The sequence below is a fragment of the Pseudomonas sp. NPDC087598 genome (genome assembly GCF_044743525.1).
GTDB lineage: Bacteria > Pseudomonadota > Gammaproteobacteria > Pseudomonadales > Pseudomonadaceae > Aquipseudomonas.
In genome coordinates this window covers 51,705-75,380 of record NZ_JBIUWQ010000031.1, presented here as the reverse complement: position 1 = coordinate 75,380, position 23,676 = coordinate 51,705, and the positions used below count along the sequence as shown (strand labels likewise).

Below are 23,676 nucleotides of genomic sequence, written 5' to 3'. Positions count from 1 at the left end.
ACCAGGATGAGAGTCACTTCCGGGTCATTGAACAGGGCATCGTAACCCTGCAGGAGAGCACCACCCGGGTACCCGTAGATATATTTGACGCCTTCGTCACGCAAGAAGCGGACGAGCATCTCACCGCCAGATAAAAGCTCCACGTTGTTCACCTCTAAAACGCCAGAATACCGTCCACAAAAAAGGGGCGGGTCTTAATAGGTTTACTTCTCGGCAGAGCATGAGCGACGGTGGTCGCCGACTACGTCAGCACTGACTGAGCAAGTATTGGGATCGTCCCAAGTGTTGCGGGCCTTTCCCACCCAGCGCGAGGTAACGCGTTGCGGGTGTAACAGGTCGGCGCGGATGTGCGCCTCATGATCTACCGAGTGGGTCTGCTTCTGGCAGTCCCTCTACAGCGGACTTTGGATTCTTCTGTTTCGCCCTCTCCAAGTCAAGCCGTCTATGTGACTAATTGTGGGTAAGCACATGAGAACGCAAGAAAAAACCTGAAAACAGCTACTCTGTTAGCGTCAATTGCGCAATTTTGCCAAGGAATCAGCATGCGAACGCTCCTCCTCACTCTGCTGATCGGCCTCAGCCCATGGTGCATGGCCGCTCAAATCTACAAATGGGTCGATGCCCAGGGTGTCACGCACTTTGATGCGCAGCCTGCACAAGGTCAGCCATCTACCCCCATACAGACGCCCTCCTCGTCTGCGCCGAAGCCCGCGGCAATGCCGGGTAGCGGTGCACTCGGTGATCAGAAGGCCATCGACGACAAGGTCAAGAAACAGGTCGCTGACCAACAGGCGCAGCTCAAGGCGTTTTGCGAACAGGCGCGCACCAACCTTGCGCAGTTGCAAAACAATCCGCGCTTGAGAGAAGAGGTGGAGGGACAGTTGCGCCGGCTGGATGATGCGCAGCGGCAGGAGCGCATCGTAGAAGCGCAGAAGCAGATAGCAGAAAACTGCCAGTGATGACTGGCAGTTTCCGGGTTAGCGCGAGGCTGTGATCAGCAGATCAAACTCTTTGAGCAGCACCTGCAACTGACGATCCTTACCACCCAGATTGCGCTGGGCGAAAACCATTTCGGCCATTTCCTGAATGCCCGAGGCATTCGGCAGCGGCAGATCCTGCTCGAGGATCATCTTCATCCGCGGCAGGAAGATCCATTGCAGCCACTGCTCGAAATCGAGCGTGTCGACCGAAAACGGCTCGACACTGCTCAAGGCTTCGATTGATGGCTGAACTTCATCCCACCAGCCCTGCGTACGTAGTTCACGCTCGATCAGCAGCAACTGATCGGCGATTTTCGGGAAACGGGCATCCATCACAGTGAAACCTTGGCCTTCTGACGGGCCAGGGCTGCGCCAGCGGAATCACCTTGTTTCTCGCGGGACTGAGCAATGATGTCCCACAGATTGGCCTGCAAGTCCGGACGGCCGTTGGCCATGGTCAGCGCACGACGAGCGAATTGCTCGGCTTGCGGCGCATCGCCTTGAGCCATGCGCACCTGCGCCAGACGATAGAGCACTTGTGGCTCACGCGGCGCTACGCGTTGCGCGCGCTCCAGACTGGACGACGCACCGTTGAGGTCGCCACCCGCCTGTTGCTGTTGAGCGGTGGTCAGCAAGGCAAGCACCGGGCCATCCAGTTGCTCGTCCGCCGACAGACCGCCGCCACTGCTGGCCGAAGGAATACCGCTCGGTGTCGAAGGCATGCTGTAGCTGCCGGTGTTGATCGGCGCCGACTCGACCGGCGAAGGATTGTAAGGCCCCGAGGTGATGCCGCCCGACGCCGGACCCGGCACGATTGGCGAAGCACTGATCGGTGTCGATGTCGTCGCGCCGCCACCCGGCACCATCACCACCACGCCAGTGTCGCCTTGCGGGATAGCCTGAGTCTGCGCCTGTACAGGACGCTTGACGGTCGTTTGGCGGAAGCCGCCATTGGCCGAAATGCGTTCGCTGTTGGACACCGCCGTACCCGAATCGACCACCGGGATCGAACCACGCTGTACGGTAGAGCAGCCGCTGAGCAAAGCCACGGCGGTCACCGCTGGAATCAACCACTTGTTCACTTGAAACCCTCTTTGCTTAATTCATCCAGCCCTTGACCCAATCCATCACCGATTCACCGCTGGCAGGTGTTTCACCTGCACACGCAGCGCCGGGTGGCGGTTCGCTGCCGCGAATATACGGCATCTGCACTGCCCCCGGGCAGTTGGCATCGGAGCCTTGCCCGGTACGCGAATCGACCCACGCCTGTACGACGTTGTCCGGCTGCGGCATGTCCAGCGGCAGCGGATCGGCCTTGCGCATGAAACTGGTCCAGACCTGCAACGCACCGGTGGCACCGGTGAACGGTGTCTTGCCGTTGTCATCACGACCCAGCCACACCACCGCCAGCAGATCCTGACTGAAACCGGCGAACCAGCTGTCACGCGAGTCGTTACTGGTCCCGGTTTTGCCGGCCAGGTTCAGGGTTTTCGGCAACACGTTATAAACCGAACTGCCGGTACCTTCACGCATGACCCGCTGCATGGCGTTCTGGATCAGGTAGATGGAGGCCGGATCGAAACGTTGCTGAATCTGGAACGGATAACGCTTGAGCGGCTCGCCTTCGGCGGTCAATACGCTACGAATCCCGCGCATCGGCGTATTGAAACCACCGTTGGCGAGTGTCTGGTACATGGTCGCGACTTCGATCGGGGTCATGCCGCCGGCACCGAGCAACATCGACGGGTACGCCGGGAATTCCCGCGTCACGCCCAGACGTCCGAGCGTCTTGAGAACATTCGGCACGCCCACTTCCAGGCCCAGACGCGAGGTCGACAGGTTGTAGGAATGCGCCAAGCCCTGATAAAGGAACACTGTGCCGTGAGAACGACGATCGTAGTTCTGCGGTTTCCACACCTGACCGTCCGCGCCTTTGACCGTCAGCGGATCATCCGACAGCCAACTGGTCAGCGTGTACTGGCTCGGTTTTTCCAGCGCAGTCAGATAAACCGCTGGCTTGATCAACGAGCCGATCGGCCGCACGGCGTCCAGCGCACGGTTGAAACCGGCAAAACTCGCCTGACGGCTGCCGATCATCGCCTGGACTTCGCCGGTTTCCGGGTTGGTCACGACCATCGCCGCTTCAACGTCATCGGAGCCCTTGCGCCCGGCCAGACGCTTGAAGGTGTCATTGACCGAGGCTTCAGCCTTCATCTGCAGGATCGGGTCGAAACTGGTGAAGATCCGCAGGCCTTCTTCGGTCAAGTCTTCGTCGCGATAGTCTTCGCGCAACTGACGTTTGACCAGATCGATAAAGCCCGGGAAGGAGCTGTCGGCGAGTTTGCCGCGAGTGGTAACACCCAGCGGCATTTTCTTCGCTGCTTCAACCTGCTCGGCCGTGGCCACGCCTTGTTGCTCAAGCACGTCGAGCACCAGGTTACGCCGCTCCAGCGCACGTTCCGGGTTGCGACGCGGGTTGTAGTAGGAAGGGCCCTTGACCATGCCGACCAGCAACGCAACCTGATGCAGCTTCAGCTCGGACAACGGCTGACCGAAGAAGAACTGGCTGGCCAGACCGAAGCCGTGCACCGCACGCTGACCGTCCTGACCGACAAAGACCTCGTTGAGGTAGGCCTCAAGGATTTCCTTCTTGTCGTAATGCAACTCAAGAAGCATCGCCATCATTGCTTCGGTGAGCTTGCGGCTGAGGCTGCGTTCGCCAGTCAGGTAGAAGTTTTTCACCAACTGCTGGGTCAGCGTACTGCCGCCCTGAGTCATCTTGCCACCGGAGGTGTTGACCCAGACCGCGCGGGCAATCGATTTTGGCGACACGCCCCAGTGGCTGTAGAAGTCGCGGTCTTCGACGGCGACCAGCGTTTCGAGCAGGTACGGCGGCACCTGATCAAGCTTGATCAAGATGCGGTCTTCGAGGTTCTTCGGATAAATCCCGCCGATCAGCAGCGGTTCCAGTCGTACCACGGACAGTTTGGAGCCATTGGTCGCCGACAGCTCGGCGACGTAATCACCCGAGAAACGCACGCGCACCGGCTGCGGTTTCTCCAGACCTTCATAGAACTGGAAACCACGGGTATTCAAATCGACGGTGTTGCCAGAGACCGCTGCGGCGCCCGGGCCGTTGCTCACGGCTTCGCGGCGATAGCCGAGGGCATCGAGTTCGGTAAGGAAATCGTCCTTGCTGAGCTTTTGTCCGACGAACAGCTCGAGCGGGCGCGCGTACACCTTGGCCGGGATGGTCCAGCGCTTGCCGGAGAACTTCTCCTGTACCACGGCATCGAGGTAAACGGCGAAGCCGGCCAGCACCACAAGGCCGACCAGACTGAGTTTAATGGCCCAGCTCAGCCACGGGCGCAGGCCCTTGGATGGTGGTTTTTTCTTGGTACGGGGAGATCGAGTTCGAGTCATGGCGGCGGATTATACGCACTTTATTCATACTCAACAGGAGCGCTCCGAGGTTTGCGTCGGGCTGGCGAGCGGCCATAATGGCGACCTCGAATTTCCCCCAGTCTCTGAAGGATCGCCCGTGAGCCAGTCACTGATCGCTGCCCTGCAAAACCCGGCCCTCTACCCGCACCCCGTCGAAGGGTTCCAGGTCATCGAAACCCATATCTCGTGGGTGATCCTCACTGGTCCATTCGCTTATAAAGTGAAGAAGCCCGTGAATTTCGGCTTCCTCGACTTCACCAACCTCGAACAACGCGAACACTTTTGCGCGGAAGAGCTGCGTCTGAACCAGCGTCTGACCGACGATTTGTACCTGGAAGTGTTGCCGGTCACCGGCAGCATCGAAGCTCCGCAACTGGGCGGCGACGGTCCAGCCATCGAATACTTGCTGAAAATGCGCCAGTTCCCGCAGACCGGTTTGCTCAGCACCCTGCAAGCCAATGGCGAGCTGACCACCCAACACATTGATGAAATGGCCGAGCAAATCGCCCGCTTCCATCTCAACGCGCCAAAGGTCCCGGCCGAACACGACGCTGGCACCCCGGACAGCGTGATGGCACCGGTCGCGCAAAACTTCGAGCAGATCCTGCCGTTCCTCAGCGACAAAAACGATCTGCTGCAGCTCGAGGCACTGAAAGCCTGGGCCGAAAGCAGCTTCGAACGCCTCAAGCCGCTGTTCGCCCAACGCAAGACCGAAGGTTTCACCCGCGAATGCCACGGCGATATCCACCTGGGCAACGCCACCGTCATCGACGGCAAAGTGGTGATCTTCGACTGCATCGAGTTCAACGAACCGTTCCGCTTCACCGACGTTTGGGCCGATACCGGTTTCCTGGCGATGGACCTGGAAGACCGAGGCCTGAAATCGTTGGCTCGCCGCTTCATCAGCCAATACCTGGAACTGACCGGCGACTACCAGGGCCTGGAAGTGCTGAACTTCTATAAAGCCTATCGCGCGCTGGTTCGCGCCAAGGTTGCACTGTTCAGCATGCCGGCGGACGCGACTCCGGTGCAGCGCGCTACTACCCTGCGCCAGTACCGCAACTACGCCAACCTGGCGGAAAGCTACAGCACTATTCCTTCGCGTTTCATGGCTATCACCCACGGTGTTTCCGCTGTCGGTAAAAGCCACGTGGCCATGCGCCTGGTCGAAGCACTGGGTGCGATTCGTCTGCGTTCCGATGTTGAGCGCAAGCGTCTGTTCGGCGAGCAAACTGTGGCCAATGATGTGCAGGCCGGCATTTATAGTGCCGACGCCAGCACCAAGACTTATGCGCGCCTGCATGAAATCGCTGAAGTGATCCTGCACGCCGGTTTCCCGGTGGTCATCGATGCGACTTACCTGAAGCGTGAGCAACGCGACAGCGCCGCAAAAATCGCCGAAGCCACCGGCACGCCGTTCCTGATCCTCGACTGCAACGCACCACAAGCAGTGATCGAGAGCTGGCTGGCGATTCGTCAGGCAGACAAACAAGATCCGTCCGACGCCACTCTGGCCGTGATCGAAGCACAGCAGGCCAATCGTGAAGCACTGACGCCGGAAGAGATTCTGCGCAGTAAACGCGTGCAAACCAATGAATCCGGCACGCTGGACACCGTGGTCGCGCAAATCCGCCAACGCCTGCCAGGCCTGTAAGCAACTATTTCGGCCGTGGAGCCCTCGCTAGCTTCACGGCCGTCAAATAGTGGCACTATACTGGCGTCATAAAACCAACGGTGATATGACATGAGCCAGCCGAAACTTCTCGACACCCCGCTATATGCCTTGCTGCACAAAGACGACATCACAGGCTTCAACAAGGAGCGTCCGCAGGACGGCCCGATCGACATGGTCGGCGGCGACTTCCGTGGCCTCGACTTGCGCGAACTGAACGCCGATGGCGTGGATTTCAGGGACGCGTATTTCCGTTCCGCCGATTTGCGTGGCATCGACTTCCGTAACGCATCGCTGGAAGGCGCAAGCCTGGCTCACGCGCAGATTTCCGGGGCGTACTTCCCGCCGGAGCTGAGTGCCGACGAGATTCTGATGTCGATGAATTTCGGTACGCGCCTGCGTTATCGCACTCGCTAAACCACGCATCCCTCTCTGACACGACGCCCACCCGGTGGGAGCGAGCCTGCTCGCGAAGACGTAGTGTCGGTCACCCTGATCGTGAAAGTCAGAGCGCTTTCGCGAGCAGGCTCGCTCCCACATTTTGTTGTGTTTTTTCTCCCTTCTTTCTGCGTTCGCAAGCCCTTCGCACCCTCCCGATAGTCATTTCTTAGAAGCGTTTGGGCTGAATCCGACCAAACAACCACGCTTTTCCTACTGATGGCTACACTCCTGAGAAGCTCGCCCACGCACCATTCGGCCGTCGCAAGGAGGCTTGATGAATGATGAACTGCAACACCTGAAGAATCTTGGCAAGACGTCGGCGCAATGGCTGCATGCCGTGGGCATCCACAGCGCCTCGGACTTGCGGCGCCTGGGCGCGGTGGATGCCTACCGGGCCGTGCGTACCCGCGGGTTTCGTGCGTCGAAGGTGTTGCTGTATGCGATCGAGGGCGCTCTGATGGATGTGCATTGGAACGACATCCCGGCCGAACGCAAGGACGCCTTGAACAAGCAACTCGAAGCCATTTCCTCGCGTCACAAGAACTGAACGGGTGCTGACCGTCATGTACCTGCTTGGGGAACAATCGGCGCTTGCCGACGCATTGATCAACCGTTTGCAGAATTTGCCTGCACAGTGGCTGGAAGGCCTTGAATCGTGCGGGCCGGCACTTGAGCTGGAAGCGACTGAGGATTTGCTGGCGCAGCTACCTGGCGATCAGCTGTTTTTGCTGACTGAAGGTGTGATCAACGGCTACATCGGCACACGCGCACTGTTTTATTGGCAGGAGGGCGATTTCATCGGCCTCCTGCGAGGTGATGATTGGGGCGATTCGCGCCTGTGCAGTGACGGGCCGTTGCGTTTGACGCCCTATCGGCGCAGTGATGTGTTGCAACACTTGTTTGCCGATGCCAACCGGGCGGAACATTTTCTCCAATATGTGTTGGGCCAAATGGCCCTGCTCGCCCACGCGGTGGCCGAACTGAAACCGCGGGAGTTTCGCAGCACCAACGGTTTCAAAAGGGTCGAAGCCGGTGAAATCCTGATTCACCAAGGCGACGCCGCCGACCATGTATTTGTGATCATCGACGGGCATGCCGAAGCTTTTGTCGATGGGCAGAAGGTTGGCGAAGTGCCCAAGGACGAAATTTTCGGTGCCATGGCTGTGTTCACCGGTGAACCGCGCAACGCCACCGTGATTGCTCGCGAACGGAGCACGGTGATGCTGATTCCCGCTGATCATTTTTTGAGCATGACTCGCAGCAATCCGAAGATCGCCCACAGTCTGATCGAGAGCATGGCTCGACGAATCGGCCAACTCAACCGTCAGATCATTCAGTTGACCGCAAACAAGGAATAGCGCCGAGCCCTTTATTTACAGGGCACACAGGCCATCTCCAAGACTGAATGAAATAAATGCAGTCACAGCGGTTGACTTGGTAATGAGAATCGCTATGATTATCACAACTGGTCGCGAGATCAGTCGATATTCTGAAAAGCCCTTGGTTCGGACTCTCAGATTATCTCCTCATCAGGCTAATCACGGTTATTTGACCCGGTTTTTACCGGGTCTTTTTTTGCCTGTGGAAAAGTCATTTGCCGAACTGTTTGCGCATCTCTTCACAGTAATCGCGCTTGGGCGTAGCCGCTGTGTACCAGACGTAATCGGCCATCTTCGCGGTGATTTCGGCGCCCTGCTCCGCCAGCATCAGCACCGTGGGTGTGTGGGTCGCGTCCAAGTCCACAACATGCAGCGGCACCCCGACATCCTTGCGCGCATGCCATGCGCCAGCCAATAGCAATGAGGGTGTGGGCGCGGCTGACAGGCGTTCGGCCATGCGTCGATCACGTTGCTGTTGAACCGCCAGCATGGCCGGCATCTGCGACTCTGGCAGCAAGCCACAGTGAGACTCGCTGATCTGGCCCAGCAAAGTCGCTTTCACGTCACCAGCATTGCTGCGCCGACCACTCAAGACTGGCGGATTGCGATAGAAAGCGCGGATTTCAGCGTTATCCAGATTGGCCGCCCGCAAAGGGTACGGTTGTGTGAGGGCGAAACGGACAATGGGCCCGTAGAGATTCCAGTCCCAACCCTCCTGCCAGGCCAGCGCGCCGGGGAGATCGTTGGGCATCTGCGCGGACTGCCGCACCGCATCAACCTTTGTCTGCTGATCCGGCGTGAGCATTTCCAATAGCAGACTTCCCTGAGGACGCTGCTCGCCAAGCGACTGCAGCAGCCACAATTCGACGGCGTGGTGATCGGCGTTGTCGTGCTGTTCACCGATGATCAGCCGCGACGGCACTGCAAGGCGCGTCAGTAATTGCTGCGCCGTCAGCACCTGGCCACGTTGCAGATCACGAATCTCACCACCGATTGGCGGCGCGGCAACATGCTGACACCCAGCAAGCCACAGCATCGCCAACAGCCACATCCCGCGCATGCATTCACCTCGACGAAAATTTCAGCGGGCGATGATCAGCGGATGCCCACGCTCCGGGTGCGGTTGCACCAGCACTTCAAGACCGAACACGTCTTTGAGAGTATCCGGTTGCAGCACTTGCTGCGGCGTATCCAGTGCTACCGGTCTTCCGCCCTCAAGCAGCAGCACGCGATCACAATAGCGCGCCGCCAGATTCAGATCATGCAAGATCACCAGCACCGCCGCACCACGGTCGGCAAACTCGCGCACGGCTTGTAGAGTGGTGTGTTGATGCAGAGGATCAAGCATCGACGTCGGCTCATCCAGCAGCAGCGTTTGCCCGACCTGCCCCGGCCAGAGCTGCGCCAGTACCCGCGCCAGATGCACGCGCTGACGCTCGCCACCCGACAACGCCAGATAACTGCGCCCGCTCAGATGCCCGGCATCTGCCGCTGCCAGTGCTGCGGCGACAATCTCGTCATCACGCACCCGACCGCTTTGATAAGGCAAACGCCCCATGCCGACCACTTCTTCGACACGAAAGGCAAAATCCAGCGTCGACACCTGCGGTAACACAGCCAATCGCTGAGCGCGTTGTGTGCCCGTCCAGTGAACCAATGTTTCACCATCCAGCGAGATTTCGCCCTCACTCGCTGCCAACTCACCACACAAGGCACCGAGCAAGGTGCTCTTACCGGCGCCGTTCGGCCCCAGCACACCCAGCACTTCGCCCGGCTCGAGTTGCAAGGTCACTCCGCTGAGCACGGTTTTGCGGCCACGGAGGATGTGCAGATTGTGCGCACGCAACATCAGGCACGCCCTCGCAGCAGTAGATAAAGGAAGAACGGTGCCCCGATAAACGCCGTGACAATACCGATCGGCAACTCCGCCGGTGCCAGCGCCAACCGCGCCACCAGGTCGGCCAGCAACAACAGGCTCGCCCCGGCCAGCACCGAGGCCGGCAGTAACACTCGATGATCAGGCCCCGCCAGCAAGCGCACCAAATGGGGCACCACCAGCCCGACAAACCCGATCATCCCCGCTGCCGCTACCGCCGCGCCGACACCCAGCGCCGTACAAAACACCAGTTCACGTTTGAGCCGTTCGACATCAATCCCCAGATGCCCGGCCTCGGACTCTCCCAACAGCAAGGCATTCAGCGCTTTCGCCCGACGCGGCAACCACAGCGCAACGCCTGCACTGATGATCAGCAGGGGCCACAACCGCGCATAACTGGCGCCATTGAGGCTGCCGAGGTTCCAGAACGTCAGCGTGCGCAACGTCGCGTCGTCCGCCAGATAGGTGAACAGGCCGACTGCCGAACTGGCAAGCGCCGTCAGCGCAATCCCCGCCAGCAACATGGTCGCGACATGGGTCTGCCCGTTGCGCCGACCGAGCCGATACACCAGGGCCGTCACCCCGAGCCCACCCAGAAATGCACACATCGACAACAGATAAGGCCCGAACCACTCCGGCAAACCACCGAAAAACGAGCCGCCGACAATCGCAATCGCCGCACCCAACGCAGCGCCACTGGATACCCCGACCAGCCCTGGGTCCGCCAGCGGATTACGGAAAAGCCCCTGCATCGCCACGCCCGACAATGCCAGCACCCCGCCGACCGCCAGCCCGAGCAGGGTTCGCGGCAAACGAATCTGCCCGAGAATCAGTTCCGCCTGCTCCAGACCGTCTGGCGCCAGCGGCACGCCGACCAGACGCAACGCTGCGCGCAGGGTATCGAACAGCGGCAGGCTGACCGGCCCCAGCGCCAGCGATAACCAGATCGCCAGCAGACACAGGAGCGTCAGGCCAATGAACAGGCCTCGGGGTTTGACCAGTGCGGTCATTGGCCGCTCTTGGCCAGGTAAAAACCGTCAGACAGGGTTTTCAACGCCGCCGGCAGTCGTGGCCCGAGCCCGCCAACCAAAAGGGTCGGATCAAGTTCCAGCACACGCCCGGCCTTGGCCGCGCGACTTGAATCGAGGATCGGATTTTCCTTGAACAACGCGGCTTTCGCCGCCTCACCGGTCAACGCACGGTCGGCGAACACCAGCACTTCAGGATCGAGACTGGCAAGGGTTTCCACGGAGAACGGCTTGTAGCCAGTGTGTGTCGCGAGGTTATGCCCGCCCGCCTGTTGCAGCAGCCAGTCGGCGGCGGTGTCCTTGCCGGCGATTAACGGTTTACCACCGGCATGGCCGAGCAACAGCAGCACGCCCGGCGCCTTGTGTTTGGACTGTGCCTCAGCAACCCGCGCTTTCTGAGCATCGAGTTGCTGTTGATAACTTTGCAGCAACTGCGCAGCCTGAGATTCGGCGCCGAGCAATTGCCCCAGATGAGTGACGTTATTTTGCAGTGTCGGCAGATCCGGCTGAGCCGAGAACAACTCCACTTGCACCTTGGCTGCTTTCACCTGCGAAAGCACCGGCGGCGGTCCCATTTCTTCAGTGCCGATGAGAATGTCCGGGCGCAGACTGAGAATGCCCTCGGCGGAAAGGCTGCGCTGATAACCGATGCTCGGCAGCGACTTCAATGATTCTGGATGCTGGCTGGTGGTATCGACGCCCACCAGTTTCGCCTCGCCGCCCAACGCACTGACCCACTCCGACAGCGCTCCGCCGGCACTGACCCAACGTTGCGGCAAATCAGCCGATGCAGCCTGATGACTGACGAAAAGTCCGGCACACAGCACAGCAACGCGGGTACTCAGGCGCATAACAGCTTCCTTGAACAAGGTTTTCCCGGGCATCAGGATGACAGGCCAAGTATCCTCGGCATGTGGCAGACGCCTGTGTGGGCGACGGCCGCCATTTGATAATTGTTTGCATTTAAACGTCAAGCTCGGACATATCCGGACACGAGCCGACCTTAGAGGATAGCCATGAAGTTTCTCTGCGCGGGTGCCGAATTGGCCGAGGCCGGTAGCCGCGGTTTCGATATCGACGGCAAAAAGCTCTTTGCCGTGCGCCGTTATGGCCAGGCGTATGTCTACCTCAATCGCTGCCCGCACCGGGGCGTCGGACTGGAATGGCATCCCGACCAGTTTCTCGACCCGAGCAACAGCCTGATCCAGTGCGCGACCCACGGCGCACTGTTTCTGATCGAAGACGGCGAATGTGTTGCCGGGCCCTGCGCCGGGCAATCGTTGACGGCCATTGCCAGCCGGGAAGATGCGCAGGGCCTGTGGATCGATGTTTAACCGTTGAGCAGCACGTCGAGTCGGCGGTCGATCACCATCTCTTCATGATCCAGCCGAACCCCGTAAGCCAGCACCTCAACCCCATCGGCAACCGCTTCGCGTAAGGCATCGGCGTAGGCCGAATCGATCTCCACGGCAGGACGCACCGCCTCAATTCCGGTGAGATTCACGCAATACAACTGCACCGCACGAATCCCGTCCCGCGCCAGATGCGCCAGCTCGCGCAAATGCTTGGCGCCACGCTGGGTCACCGCATCAGGAAACGCCGCTACGTTCGTGCCATCAAACCCCAGGGTGACGCTTTTCACTTCCACATAAGCGGGGCCGCTCGGGTATTCGAGGCGAAAATCGATGCGGCTCTTTTCCTGCCCGTACGCCACTTCGCGCTTCAACGCGGTAAACCCGTTCAACTCGCTGATGACACCGGCCAGCAAGGCTTCTTCGACCAGCCCGTTGGCACGCCCGGTGTTCACACAAAACAGCCGCCCCTGCGGGGTTTCGCCGATTTCCCAAGTGCCGGGCAATTTGCGTTTAGGGTCGTTGGAACGACTGAACCAGACCTGCCCGCCTTCGACCTGACAATTAAGCATCGAGCCAGTGTTCGGACAGTGAATGGTCAGCAGTTCACCGCCGACGGTTTCGACATCGGCGAGGAAGCGCTTGTAACGACGGATCAGCCGCGCCTCTTCCAGAGGAGGATGAAAACGCATCAGCCTTGCCAGCTCTTCAAGCCACGGGCGATCCGCTCCACCGCTTCCTGTAAGCGAGGGAGGGTTTGCGTGTAGGCAAAACGCACATGATGACTGGCCTGATAGCGGCCGAAATCCAGTCCCGGGGTAAACGCCACATGCTCGGTTTCAAGGAAATGGCGGCAGAACGCGAAGGCATCACCGCCGAACCTGCTGATATCGGCATACAAGTAAAACGCGCCTTCCGGCTCTACGGCGATGTTGAAACCCAATTCGCGCAACGCCGGCAGCAGGAAGTCCCGACGCCGACCAAATTCAGCGCGACGCTCCTCGAGAATGGCAATGGTGTCAGGCTCGAAACAGGCCAGTGCCGCGTACTGCGCCATGCTCGGCGCGCTGATGTAGAGGTTTTGCGCCAGTTTCTCCAGTTCGCTGACCGCGGCGTCCGGCGCGACCAGCCAGCCCAGGCGCCAACCGGTCATGCCGAAATATTTGGAGAAACTGTTGAGGACGAAGGCGCTGTCATCGACTTCCAGCACGCTCGCGGCATCGGTGCCGTAAGTCAGGCCGTGGTAGATCTCGTCGACAACCAGATGCCCGTGCCGCGCCTTGATCGCTGTGGATAACCCGGCCAGTTCATCGCGGGTCAGGATCGTCCCCGTCGGGTTGGCGGGCGAAGCCACCAATGCGCCGACGCTGTCGTGATCCCAGTGCCGCGTGACCAGGTCCGGCGTCAGTTGATAGCGCACGTCCGGGCCTACAGGCACCAGTTGCGCCGCACCTTCGACCAGGCGCAGAAAGTGCCGGTTACACGGATAACCCGGATCGGCCAACAGCCAGTGTTTGCCGGGGTCCACCAGCAACGCACTGGCCAGCAACAAGGCGCCGGAGCCACCGGGTGTGATCAGAATTCGCCGCGGATCAATGTTCAGTCCATAACGCGACTGATAAAAACCGGAAATCGCCTCGCGCAACTCAGGAATGCCGCGCGCAGCGGTGTAACGCGTCTTGCCCGCCGTCAGCGCCGCTTGCCCTGCGCGGATGATCGGCTCAGCCGTGGTGAAGTCCGGTTCGCCGATCTCCAGATGGATAACGTCGTGGCCTTCAGCCTGCAATTCATTGGCCCGCGCCAGCAGCGCCATCACATGGAACGGTTCGATCGCACGACTGCGCGCACTGTACGGCTGAGCCATTGGATTTCCTTCGACGGCGAAAAAAAGACGATTCTACTCATCTCCCGGAACGAGCGAGAACCCGCCGAGGTCACAGCCTGAAGAACGCTGGACTGTAACGATATGAGCGTACGCTCCAGGATTGACTAAAATCAGTGATTGAACAGGTCTCCCACACCGCCAGACACGGCTTGCCAAACATTTGCAGGCGCCACCCGCCGGGGGCTCGACATCCGGGAGTAGCGCAGGCCGAATTGATCTGGTAAGTTCGCCCGCTTGCAGCCGCAGGGCCGGCAGGTGTCGGTGATGGAGCAATCCTGCGCAATGGATTACAAGAGTAGAGGCGGTCCATTTCATGCCCACCCAAGCAAAGCAACAGCAGAATCAGACGATCAGCGGCTTCGAACCTTATGTTCCGAAGGCTGGCGAAGAGTACATGGGCGCTCCAATGCGCGCGCACTTCACCAAGATCCTGAACAAGTGGAAACAGGACTTGATGCAGGAAGTCGACCGTACTGTTGATCACATGAAAGACGAAGCGGCCAACTTCCCTGACCCGGCCGATCGTGCCAGCCAGGAAGAAGAATTCGCCCTCGAGCTGCGCGCCCGCGACCGCGAGCGCAAGTTGATCAAGAAGATCGACAAGACGCTGGAGCTGATCCAGGACGAAGAGTACGGCTGGTGCGAGTCCTGCGGCATCGAGATCGGCGTCAAGCGTCTCGAAGCCCGCCCGACTGCGGATCTGTGCATCGACTGCAAGACCCTGGCGGAAATCAAGGAAAAGCAGGTCGGCAAGTAATCTCGACCTGAACGAAAAACGGAGCGTGCGAACGCTCCGTTTTTGTTTCTGCCTTTTGCCTTTTGCTTTTTGCTTTTTGCTTTTTGCTTTTGTAGGAGCGAGCCTGCTCGCGAAAGCGTCCTTTCAGACAATTCAATGTTGCCTGACACACCGCTTTCGCGAGCAGGCTCGCTCCCACAAAGGTAATGTGCGCGAATCCTGAAAAGTTATATTGCTGCCATGACTGCCAAAACCTCCCCCGCTTACATCGGTCGTTTCGCCCCGACACCCAGTGGCCACCTGCACTTTGGCTCGCTGGTCGCCGCCCTCGCCTCTTACCTGGATGCCCGTTCGGTCGGCGGTCGCTGGCTGGTGCGCATGGAAGACCTCGACCCCCCTCGTGAAGAACCCGGTGCTCAGGCAGCGATTCTCAAGGCGCTGGAAAGCTACGGCTTCGAATGGGATGGCGAGATGGTGCGTCAGAGTGATCGGCACGCTGCCTACGCCGACGTCCTCAACAGCCTGTTCAATCATGGTCTCGCTTACGCCTGCACCTGTTCGCGCAAGCAACTGGAGGCGTATCACGGCATTTATCCGGGACTGTGCCGAAACGCCGGGCATGACCAGCAAGACGCCGCCATCCGCCTGCGTGTGCCGGAGCTGGAGTACCACTTCATCGACCGCGTGCAGGGCGAATACCGTCAGCATCTGGGCCGCGAGGTCGGCGATTTCGTTATCCGTCGCCGCGACGGCCTCTACGCCTATCAACTGGCCGTGGTCCTCGACGATGCCTGGCAAGGCATCACCGATATCGTGCGCGGTGCCGATCTGCTCGACTCGACGCCACGTCAGCTCTACCTGCAAGAACTCTTGGGCCTGCGCCAGCCACGCTATCTGCACCTGCCGCTGATCACTCAACCGGACGGCAACAAGCTCGGCAAATCCTACCGTTCGCCGCCGCTCGAAGCGGATCAAGCCACGCCGTTGCTGCTGCGGGCCCTGCGCGCATTGGGGCAAAACCCTGGCCCGGAACTGCTCCATGCCTCGCCGCAGGAACTGCTCAACTGGGGCAGCGCCCACTGGGATGCAAGCAAGATCCCGCGCACACTGACCCTGCCCGAAGCGCAACTGTCATGACGAGACTTGCAGTCGCGCCGCCATCCGTTACCATCGCCGCACGTTTTCGGGCACGCGCATAAAAAAGAGAGGCCGGGATGTACATCTATCGCTTGGTCCTGCTTTTAGTCGTGGGGATCTACCTGTTCTCCCCCGCCATCATGGATTGGTGGATCGACGCTACGGGCGCCTGGTATCGCCCCTATCTGCTCTGGCTGATCCTGATTGTCGTGACCTTCATCCTGCAGAGCCAAAAAGATGCCGATGAGCTTTAGCCTGACCCAGATGATCCTGATCAGCGCCGCGTACCTGGCGGTGCTGTTCGGCGTTGCCTGGATCAGCGAACGGGGCATGATCCCGCGGGCGATCATTCGCCACCCACTGACGTACACCTTGTCGCTGGGGGTTTACGCCAGTGCATGGGCGTTCTACGGCACGGTCGGCCTGGCCTATCAGTATGGCTACGGCTTTCTGTCCAGCTATCTCGGAGTGTCCGGCGCGTTTCTGCTGGCGCCGGTGTTGCTCTATCCGATCCTGAAAATCACCCGCACTTATCAACTGTCGTCGCTAGCCGATCTGTTTGCCTTCCGCTTTCGCAGCACCTGGGCCGGCGCGCTGACCACGATTTTCATGCTGATCGGTGTCTTGCCGCTGCTGGCGCTGCAGATTCAAGCGGTGGCCGACTCGATCGGCATTCTCACCGGTGAGCCGATTCAGAGCCGCGTGGCGCTGGCGTTCTGTGCGCTGATCATTCTGTTCACGATCTTCTTCGGCTCCCGGCATATCGCCACCCGCGAGAAGCACGAAGGGCTGGTATTCGCGATAGCCTTCGAATCGGTGATCAAACTGATCGCCCTTGGCGGCGTTGGCCTCTACGCGCTGTACGGCGTATTCGATGGTCCGCAACAGCTTGAGCTGTGGCTGCTGCAAAACCAGACCGCCCTCGCCGCGCTACACACGCCACTGCAGGAAGGCCCGTGGCGCACGCTGTTACTGGTGTTCTTCGCCTCGGCGATCGTGATGCCGCACATGTATCACATGACGTTCACCGAGAACCTCAACCCGCGCTCACTGGTGAGTGCGAGCTGGGGCTTGCCGTTGTTCCTGCTGTTGATGAGTCTGGCGGTGCCGCTGATCCTCTGGGCCGGCCTCAAGCTTGGCGCCACCACCGACCCGGAATATTTCACCCTCGGCATCGGCATTGCCGCCAACAGCAAGCCGCTGGCCTTGCTGGCCTACGTGGGTGGGCTGTCAGCGGCCAGCGGGCTGATCATCGTCACCACCCTGGCACTGTCGGGCATGGCGCTCAACCACCTGGTGCTGCCGCTTTATCAGCCCCCCGCCGAAGGCAACATCTATCGCTGGCTGAAGTGGACCCGCCGTGCGCTGATCGTCGCGATCATCATGGCCGGCTTCGGCTTCTATCTGATGCTCGGTGCCGGGCAGGATCTGGCCAACCTCGGCATCGTGGCCTTCGTCGCCACGTTGCAATTCCTGCCGGGTGTGTTGTCCGTGTTGTACTGGCCGACCGCCAACCGGCGCGGCTTCATTGCCGGCCTGCTGGCGGGGATTCTGGTGTGGGTCATCACCATGCTGTTGCCGCTGGTCGGTAATCTGCAGGGTTTCTACATACCGCTGCTGAACATGATTTATGTGCTGGATGACACCAGCTGGCACATGGCGGCCATCGCGTCACTGGCGGCCAACGTCTTGATGTTCACCCTGATCTCGCTGTTCACCAACGCCAGCCCTGAAGAGGCTTCCGCCGCCGAAGCCTGCGCTGTGGATAACGTCCGTCGCCCACAACGCCGCGAGCTGCACGCCGCCTCGCCACAGGAGTTCGCCACGCAGCTGGCCAAACCGCTGGGCGCCAAGGCTGCGCAGAAAGAAGTCGAGCAGGCGCTACGCGACCTTTATCTGCCGTTCGACGAGCGTCGCCCCTACGCCTTGCGCCGCTTGCGCGATCGGATCGAAGCCAACCTTTCCGGCCTGATGGGCCCGAGTGTGGCGCAGGACATGGTCGAAACCTTCCTGCCGTACAAGGCCGGTGGCGAAAACTACGTCACCGAAGACATTCACTTCATCGAAAGCCGTCTCGAGGATTACCACTCGCGCCTCACCGGTCTGGCCGCCGAACTCGATGCCCTGCGCCGCTACCACCGCCAGACCCTGCAGGAACTGCCGATGGGCGTCTGCTCGCTGGCCAAGGATCAAGAGATCCTGATGTGGAACAAGGCCATGGAAGAATTGACCGGGATCGCCGCACAACGGGTAGTCGGTTCGCGCCTGAGCACCATCGGCAATCCGTGGAAAGAGTTGCTGCAAGGCTTCATCAATCTGCCTGACGAACACTTGCACAAACAGCATCTGGCCCTCGACGGTCAGACTCGCTGGCTGAACCTGCACAAAGCAGCGATTGATGAACCGTTGGCGCCGGGCAACAGCGGTCTGGTGCTGCTGGTAGAGGATCTGACCGAAACGCAGATGCTCGAAGACAAACTGGTGCACTCCGAGCGTCTGGCCAGCATTGGTCGTCTCGCGGCCGGCGTGGCCCACGAAATCGGCAACCCGATCACCGGCATCGCCTGTCTGGCGCAGAACCTGCGCGAAGAACGCGAAGACGACGGCGAGCTGACCGAGATCAGCGGACAGATTCTTGAACAGACCAAACGCGTGTCACGCATCGTGCAGTCGCTGATGAGTTTTGCCCATGCCGGCAGCCATCAGCACAGCGACGAGCCCGTTTGTCTGGCAGAAGTTGCGCAGGATGCAATCGGTCTGCTGGCCTTGAACCGGCGCAATTTCGAAGTGCAGTTCTACAACCTCTGTGATCCGGATCACTGGGTCGAAGGCGATCCGCAGCGGCTCGCCCAGGTACTGATCAATCTGCTCTCCAACGCCCGCGATGCCTCGCCTGCCGGCAGTGCAGTGCGGGTCAAGAGTGAAGCCGGCGAACACACGGTCGATCTGATCGTCGAGGACGAAGGCAGCGGTATTCCGAAGAACATCATGGATAGATTGTTCGAACCTTTCTTCACCACCAAGGATCCTGGCGAAGGCACCGGTCTGGGCCTTGCACTGGTCTATTCCATCGTTGAAGAGCATTATGGACAAATCACCATCGACAGCCCGGCTGATGTACAAAGCCAACGCGGCACCCGTAACCGGGTGACCATACCGCGTCACGTCGAAGCGACGTCCGCTGTGAACTGAGACCGTCGAGAGTATCGAATCAATGCCGCACATTTTGATCGTCGAAGACGAAACAATTATCCGCTCCGCCTTGCGCCGCCTGCTGGAACGCAATCAGTACCAGGTCAGCGAAGCCGGTTCAGTGCAGGAAGCACAAGAACGCTTCACCATTCCTACGTTCGATCTGATCGTCAGCGATCTGCGCTTGCCAGGCGCGCCGGGCACCGAGCTGATCAAGCTCGGCCAAGGCACGCCGGTGCTGATCATGACCAGCTACGCCAGCCTGCGTTCGGCGGTCGATTCCATGAAAATGGGCGCGGTGGATTACATCGCCAAGCCTTTCGACCATGACGAAATGCTTCAGGCTGTCGCGCGGATCCTGCGTGATCGCCAATCGGCACCCGCTGCCGGCGAAGTGGTTGCGAGTAAATCGGCTAATGGCAGCGGCAAATCTGCCGTCGACAACAGCAACGGTGAGATCGGCATCATCGGTTCGTGCCCGCCGATGCAGGATCTGTACAGCAAGATCCGCAAAGTCGCGCCAACCGATTCCAATGTATTGATCCAGGGTGAGTCCGGCACCGGTAAAGAACTGGTGGCCCGCGCCCTGCACAACCTGTCGAAACGCGCCAAGGCACCGATGATCTCGGTGAACTGCGCGGCCATTCCGGAAAGCCTGATCGAGTCCGAACTGTTCGGTCACGAGAAAGGCGCATTCACCGGCGCCAGCGCCGGGCGCGCCGGTCTGGTCGAAGCGGCGGACGGTGGCACGCTGTTCCTTGATGAAATCGGCGAACTGCCGCTGGAAGCCCAGGCCCGTCTGCTGCGCGTATTGCAGGAAGGTGAAATTCGCCGCGTCGGTTCGGTGCAGTCGCAAAAGGTTGATGTACGCCTGATCGCGGCCACTCATCGGGACCTCAAGAGCCTGGCGAAAATCGGACAGTTCCGTGAAGACCTTTATTACCGTTTGCACGTGATCGCGTTGAAACTGCCGGCCCTGCGCGAGCGCGGTGCCGACGTCAACGAAATCGCCAACGCCTTCCTCGCCCGTCAGAGCGCACGCATCAACCGTACCGACCTGAAATTTGCTGCCGATGCCGAACAGGCGATCCGGCACTATTCCTGGCCGGGTAACGTGCGTGAGCTGGAAAACGCGGTCGAGCGCGCGGTGATTCTCAGCGAAAGCCCGGAAATCTCCGCCGACCTGCTCGGTATCGATATCGAGCTGAGTGATCTGGAAGACGACGAATTCATCGGTCTGCCGCCGCAAACGGCGGGTAACGCCAGCAACAGCAGCCACGAGCCGACTGAAGACCTGTCACTGGAAGACTACTTCCAGCACTTCGTCCTCGAACATCAGGACCACATGACCGAGACCGAACTGGCGCGCAAACTGGGCGTCAGCCGTAAATGTCTGTGGGAACGCCGTCAGCGTCTGGGCATCCCACGGCGCAAGACCGGGGTTGCCAGCGAGAGCTGAACGTTACCTGTCGAGTGTGCGGGTAACGCTTGAAGATGTGAAAAAACTGTTACCTCAGTCTTGTCACGTAACAAAAGCCGGGGTTATCGGTAACGAAACCCCGGCTTTTTTTCGCCCATCGAAAACGGTTATATCGACCTAACCCCTTGTTTTATTGGGTTTCGCAAAAGTTGGCACGGCACCTGCTATATGTTTAGTACAAGAACAATAACAAGCAATGCACAAGACAATAAAAATAAGACGAATCGACTCACGCACAATAAAAACAAGACGGCGAGAGGCGCAGCTAACTGATTCTTTTGGAGAGGCGTTGTATTTGGGGCTTGCCCCACGACCAGGCCGAGAACAACAAAAACTGTCCTAAGACAGAGCCTGTACTGGTTGGATCGCGAGATCACTGCAATTCAGCGACCAAAGCAATCCGTTTGCTCTTGGCTCCCGATTGGGAGGGTCATGAAGCGAAAGCTTCATGGCGAGGGCACTCAACAAAAACAAGAAGCCCGAATCAATAATAAAAAGAGCACGCAACTACTTCTTGGGGAGCTTCGGCTCCCCTTGTAGTTTCTCCCTTCTGTAAAAAACTCTCTGCTTTACCCCGCTTCACCCTTGTAGCTTGCGGCTTTCAGCTCGAAACTGCTGTCTCCTACACCATCCCCCGACTAAATGCTAGAATCTGCGCCCATCATGCGGTCATTCTTTGGTATGGCCGAACATTCCTTCAAACAGTGCATCCCATGCTGAAGAAGCTGTTCCAGTCATTCCGAACTCCCGTGCGTCGTACGCAACACATCCGTAGCACCCCTGAAGTGCTCAACAGCGGCCAACATTCGCTGCAGAAAACGCAATTCAGCCGCTATGCGGTGAATATCGTCGAACGCCTGCAAGGTGCCGGTTACCAGGCTTATCTGGTCGGCGGTTGCGTGCGTGACATGCTGTTGGGCATCACGCCCAAGGATTTCGACGTCGCCACCAGCGCCACGCCCGAGCAAGTCCGCGCCGAATTCCGCAATGCGCGAATCATCGGCCGTCGCTTCAAACTGGTGCATATCCATTTCGGCCGCGAAATCATCGAAGTCGCGACCTTCCGCGCCAATCACCCGCAAAACGAAGACGACGAAGACAGCAACCAGTCTTCGCGTAACGAGAGCGGGCGAATTCTGCGCGACAACGTTTACGGCACCCTGGAAGAAGACGCGCAACGCCGCGACTTCACCATCAACGCCCTGTATTACGATCCGGTCAGCGAGCGCATTCTCGACTACGCCAACGGCGTACACGACATCCGCAATCACCTGATTCGCCTGATCGGCGATCCCAAGCAGCGCTATCAGGAAGACCCGGTGCGCATGCTGCGGGCCGTGCGTTTTGCTGCCAAGCTCAACTTCGGCATCGAAAAGCACACCGTCCAGCCGATCCGCGAACTGGCGCCGATGCTGCGCGAGATCCCGTCGGCTCGGCTGTTCGAAGAAGTGCTCAAGCTGTTCCTCTCCGGACACGGCGCAATCACTTTCGAGATGCTGGTCGATCTGCAGCTGTTTGCTCCGTTGTTCCCGGCCAGTGCCGACGCACTGGAACACAACCCGGAGTACACCCACACGCTGATCAGCGAAGCGCTGACCAACACCGACCTGCGCATCAAGCAGAACAAACCGGTCACCCCGGCGTTCCTGTTTGCCGCCCTGCTGTGGCCTGCCCTGCCAGCCCGCGTGTTGCGTCTGCAAGAACGTGGCATGCCGCCGATTCCGGCCATGCAGGAAGCCGCCCATGAGCTGATCGCCGAACAGTGCCAGCGCATCGCGATTCCGAAACGCTTCACCATGCCGATCCGCGAAATCTGGGACATGCAGGAACGTCTGCCACGCCGCAGCGGAAAACGCGCCGACCTGTTGCTGGACAATCCGCGTTTCCGTGCCGGTTACGACTTCCTGCTGTTGCGTGAAAGCGCCGGCGAGCAGACTGATGGTCTGGGCGAATGGTGGACGGATTATCAGGACGCCAACGACAGCGAACGTCGCGACATGATCCGCGACCTCAGCGGCAAGGGCGATGACGCCAGTGGCGCGCCACGCAAGCGTCGACGCAGCAGCGGCTCCAAGCGCAAACGCGCGGGTTCACCGAGCGCTACGGGCGAGTAAGGCATGGAACGCATCTACATCGGCATGGGCAGCAACCTCGCTGACCCGGCCGAACAATTGCGCAGTGCGCTCGACGCACTGGGGCAATTGCCGCAGACCACCCTCGCCGGCGTTTCCGCTTTCTATCAAAGCGACTCGTTGCTGCCGGGCCAGCCGCGTTACACCAACGCGGTAGCGGCCCTCGACAGCAGCCTTGCGCCACTTGAGCTATTGGATGCCTTGCAGGCAATCGAAAACGATCAAGGGCGCGAGCGCCTGGAACGCTGGGGGCCGCGCACACTGGATCTGGACATTCTGCTGTTCGGTGATCGGTTGATCGACGAACCACGCCTGAAAGTCCCGCATTACCAGATTCAGGAACGAGCCTTCGTCCTTTATCCCCTCGCCGAACTGGCCCCGCAAGATCTGCGTCTTGCCGATGGCCGGACCCTCACCGATCTGCTGGCAGCCTGCCCGTTCGTCGGCCTCGAACGCCTTCCGACTGATTGACTGCGATCTCCTGCCCAATGAGCCTTTGTGGCGAGGGGATTTATCCCCGTTGGGTTGCGCAGCAGCCCCAAAAAAGCTGAATGCGATCAGCCTGATGTACCGAGGTGGCAGATATAGGGGGGGCGCTGCGCACCCCATCGGGGATAAATCCCCTCGCCACAAAAGCCCTTTTCCAACACGGTTTTTGTCGGACAAAAACTCGCCGAATCAGACCCACCGTGCCGCTGAATCGCATCAGTAACGCCGGTAACACTCCCCTCGTAACAATGCGGTAACACACGCAATTGACTTCCTGTTGGCTCATCACGACTATAGGCGTCCCGCTGCCGCCAACCCGGCACATACGGGCGCAATCCAGGCCTTATAAGCACGACAAAAGAGCGTGCGCCTGAATAGATGACGAATCACGCGCGTTACTCGCAGTAGTTTCCAAAGCGCCTGAACGAGGATTTTTTACAGGCCAGCCCGCGC

General features: G+C 59.6%; 23 protein-coding genes. 13 read left to right on the top strand and 10 right to left on the bottom strand.

What is annotated here, in order from left to right; genetic code table 11:
- The coding region (locus ACIOWE_RS17720; protein WP_401393881.1) for a thiamine pyrophosphate-binding protein at nucleotides 1-143 on the bottom strand (143 nt) is incomplete at its 3' end.
- A gap of 399 nt (nucleotides 144-542) precedes the next feature.
- Here ACIOWE_RS17720 and ACIOWE_RS17715 point away from each other — a divergent pair.
- The gene (locus ACIOWE_RS17715) at nucleotides 543-959 is read left to right on the top strand and encodes a DUF4124 domain-containing protein (protein WP_401393867.1); all 417 of its coding nucleotides are present in this window, start codon (nucleotides 543-545) and stop codon (nucleotides 957-959) included.
- Between the two features lie 18 nt (nucleotides 960-977).
- Here the strand turns inward: ACIOWE_RS17715 and ACIOWE_RS17710 are convergent, their stop codons facing one another.
- From ACIOWE_RS17710 to mrcB, 3 genes are read right to left on the bottom strand one after another with little or no spacing between them, the layout of a single operon-like run.
- On the bottom strand, nucleotides 978-1,313 hold the full coding sequence (locus ACIOWE_RS17710; protein WP_401393864.1) for a YqcC family protein: 336 nt from the start codon (nucleotides 1,311-1,313) through the stop codon (nucleotides 978-980).
- Nucleotides 1,313-2,062, bottom strand: a complete 750-nt coding sequence (locus ACIOWE_RS17705; protein WP_401393861.1) for a hypothetical protein — start codon at nucleotides 2,060-2,062, stop codon at nucleotides 1,313-1,315. The genes ACIOWE_RS17710 and ACIOWE_RS17705 overlap by 1 nt, the downstream gene beginning before the upstream one ends.
- 16 nt (nucleotides 2,063-2,078) lie before the next feature.
- A complete protein-coding gene (gene mrcB, locus ACIOWE_RS17700) occupies nucleotides 2,079-4,403 on the bottom strand; it encodes a penicillin-binding protein 1B (RefSeq protein WP_401393859.1) in 2,325 nt (774 codons plus the stop codon).
- A 118-nt stretch (nucleotides 4,404-4,521) separates the two neighbouring features.
- On the opposite strand from mrcB, the gene ACIOWE_RS17695 reads away from it, so the two are divergent.
- The 4 genes from ACIOWE_RS17695 to ACIOWE_RS17680 all read left to right on the top strand — a co-directional run bounded on the left by ACIOWE_RS17695 (nucleotide 4,522) and on the right by ACIOWE_RS17680 (nucleotide 7,895).
- Nucleotides 4,522-6,078, top strand: coding sequence for an AAA family ATPase (locus ACIOWE_RS17695; protein WP_401393856.1), 1,557 nt, complete (start codon nucleotides 4,522-4,524; stop codon nucleotides 6,076-6,078).
- A gap of 90 nt (nucleotides 6,079-6,168) precedes the next feature.
- Nucleotides 6,169-6,513: a pentapeptide repeat-containing protein gene (locus tag ACIOWE_RS17690; protein ID WP_007909940.1), complete on the top strand. Its 345-nt coding sequence runs from the start codon at nucleotides 6,169-6,171 to the stop codon at nucleotides 6,511-6,513.
- 298 nt (nucleotides 6,514-6,811) lie between these two features.
- On the top strand, nucleotides 6,812-7,084 hold the full coding sequence (locus ACIOWE_RS17685; RefSeq protein ID WP_003228231.1) for a TfoX/Sxy family protein: 273 nt from the start codon (nucleotides 6,812-6,814) through the stop codon (nucleotides 7,082-7,084).
- A gap of 16 nt (nucleotides 7,085-7,100) precedes the next feature.
- The gene (locus tag ACIOWE_RS17680) at nucleotides 7,101-7,895 is read left to right on the top strand and encodes a Crp/Fnr family transcriptional regulator (protein WP_401393878.1); all 795 of its coding nucleotides are present in this window, start codon (nucleotides 7,101-7,103) and stop codon (nucleotides 7,893-7,895) included.
- A gap of 232 nt (nucleotides 7,896-8,127) precedes the next feature.
- Here the strand turns inward: ACIOWE_RS17680 and ACIOWE_RS17675 are convergent, their stop codons facing one another.
- Genes ACIOWE_RS17675 through ACIOWE_RS17660 form a run of 4 tightly spaced genes read right to left on the bottom strand, consistent with a single transcriptional unit; the run spans nucleotide 8,128 to nucleotide 11,671 of the window.
- The gene (locus ACIOWE_RS17675) at nucleotides 8,128-8,976 is read right to left on the bottom strand and encodes a ChaN family lipoprotein (protein WP_401393854.1); all 849 of its coding nucleotides are present in this window, start codon (nucleotides 8,974-8,976) and stop codon (nucleotides 8,128-8,130) included.
- Nucleotides 8,977-8,997: 21 nt separating this feature from the next.
- Nucleotides 8,998-9,765, bottom strand: a complete 768-nt coding sequence (locus ACIOWE_RS17670) for a heme ABC transporter ATP-binding protein (protein WP_401393851.1) — start codon at nucleotides 9,763-9,765, stop codon at nucleotides 8,998-9,000.
- A complete protein-coding gene (locus tag ACIOWE_RS17665; RefSeq protein WP_401393875.1) occupies nucleotides 9,765-10,748 on the bottom strand; it encodes a FecCD family ABC transporter permease in 984 nt (327 codons plus the stop codon). Before ACIOWE_RS17665 ends, ACIOWE_RS17670 begins: the two co-directional genes overlap by 1 nt.
- 50 nt (nucleotides 10,749-10,798) lie before the next feature.
- Entirely contained in the window at nucleotides 10,799-11,671 is an 873-nt protein-coding gene (locus tag ACIOWE_RS17660) for a hemin ABC transporter substrate-binding protein (protein ID WP_401393848.1), read from the bottom strand.
- A gap of 165 nt (nucleotides 11,672-11,836) precedes the next feature.
- Here ACIOWE_RS17660 and ACIOWE_RS17655 point away from each other — a divergent pair, with 165 nt between their 5' ends.
- On the top strand, nucleotides 11,837-12,154 hold the full coding sequence (locus ACIOWE_RS17655; protein WP_401393846.1) for a Rieske (2Fe-2S) protein: 318 nt from the start codon (nucleotides 11,837-11,839) through the stop codon (nucleotides 12,152-12,154).
- Here ACIOWE_RS17655 and sfsA read toward each other — a convergent pair.
- Both sfsA and ACIOWE_RS17645 read right to left on the bottom strand, forming a co-directional pair.
- The gene (gene sfsA, locus ACIOWE_RS17650; RefSeq protein ID WP_401393843.1) at nucleotides 12,151-12,864 is read right to left on the bottom strand and encodes a DNA/RNA nuclease SfsA; all 714 of its coding nucleotides are present in this window, start codon (nucleotides 12,862-12,864) and stop codon (nucleotides 12,151-12,153) included. The two genes, ACIOWE_RS17655 and sfsA, sit on opposite strands and share 4 nt — an antisense overlap.
- Nucleotides 12,864-14,036: a pyridoxal phosphate-dependent aminotransferase gene (locus ACIOWE_RS17645; protein WP_401393840.1), complete on the bottom strand. Its 1,173-nt coding sequence runs from the start codon at nucleotides 14,034-14,036 to the stop codon at nucleotides 12,864-12,866. The genes sfsA and ACIOWE_RS17645 overlap by 1 nt, the downstream gene beginning before the upstream one ends.
- 334 nt (nucleotides 14,037-14,370) lie before the next feature.
- Between ACIOWE_RS17645 and dksA the strand changes: the two genes are divergently transcribed.
- From dksA to folK, 7 genes are all read left to right on the top strand, one after another.
- Nucleotides 14,371-14,814: an RNA polymerase-binding protein DksA gene (gene dksA / locus ACIOWE_RS17640; RefSeq protein WP_305439825.1), complete on the top strand. Its 444-nt coding sequence runs from the start codon at nucleotides 14,371-14,373 to the stop codon at nucleotides 14,812-14,814.
- 219 nt (nucleotides 14,815-15,033) lie between these two features.
- On the top strand, nucleotides 15,034-15,930 hold the full coding sequence (gene gluQRS, locus ACIOWE_RS17635; protein ID WP_401393837.1) for a tRNA glutamyl-Q(34) synthetase GluQRS: 897 nt from the start codon (nucleotides 15,034-15,036) through the stop codon (nucleotides 15,928-15,930).
- A gap of 77 nt (nucleotides 15,931-16,007) precedes the next feature.
- Nucleotides 16,008-16,184, top strand: coding sequence for a hypothetical protein (locus tag ACIOWE_RS17630; protein WP_003176118.1), 177 nt, complete (start codon nucleotides 16,008-16,010; stop codon nucleotides 16,182-16,184).
- Nucleotides 16,168-19,122 carry a sensor histidine kinase gene (locus ACIOWE_RS17625; RefSeq protein WP_401393834.1) on the top strand — a complete coding sequence of 985 codons (2,955 nt, stop codon included), beginning with the start codon at nucleotides 16,168-16,170 and terminating at the stop codon, nucleotides 19,120-19,122. The genes ACIOWE_RS17630 and ACIOWE_RS17625 overlap by 17 nt, the downstream gene beginning before the upstream one ends.
- Nucleotides 19,123-19,144: 22 nt before the next feature.
- On the top strand, nucleotides 19,145-20,581 hold the full coding sequence (locus ACIOWE_RS17620; RefSeq protein WP_401393831.1) for a sigma-54-dependent transcriptional regulator: 1,437 nt from the start codon (nucleotides 19,145-19,147) through the stop codon (nucleotides 20,579-20,581).
- 734 nt (nucleotides 20,582-21,315) lie between these two features.
- Complete coding sequence (locus ACIOWE_RS17615) at nucleotides 21,316-22,716, top strand: polynucleotide adenylyltransferase PcnB (RefSeq protein WP_401393829.1); 1,401 nt, start codon at nucleotides 21,316-21,318, stop codon at nucleotides 22,714-22,716.
- 3 nt (nucleotides 22,717-22,719) lie between these two features.
- On the top strand, nucleotides 22,720-23,205 hold the full coding sequence (gene folK / locus ACIOWE_RS17610; protein WP_401393826.1) for a 2-amino-4-hydroxy-6-hydroxymethyldihydropteridine diphosphokinase: 486 nt from the start codon (nucleotides 22,720-22,722) through the stop codon (nucleotides 23,203-23,205).
- Nucleotides 23,206-23,676 lie beyond the last annotated feature (471 nt).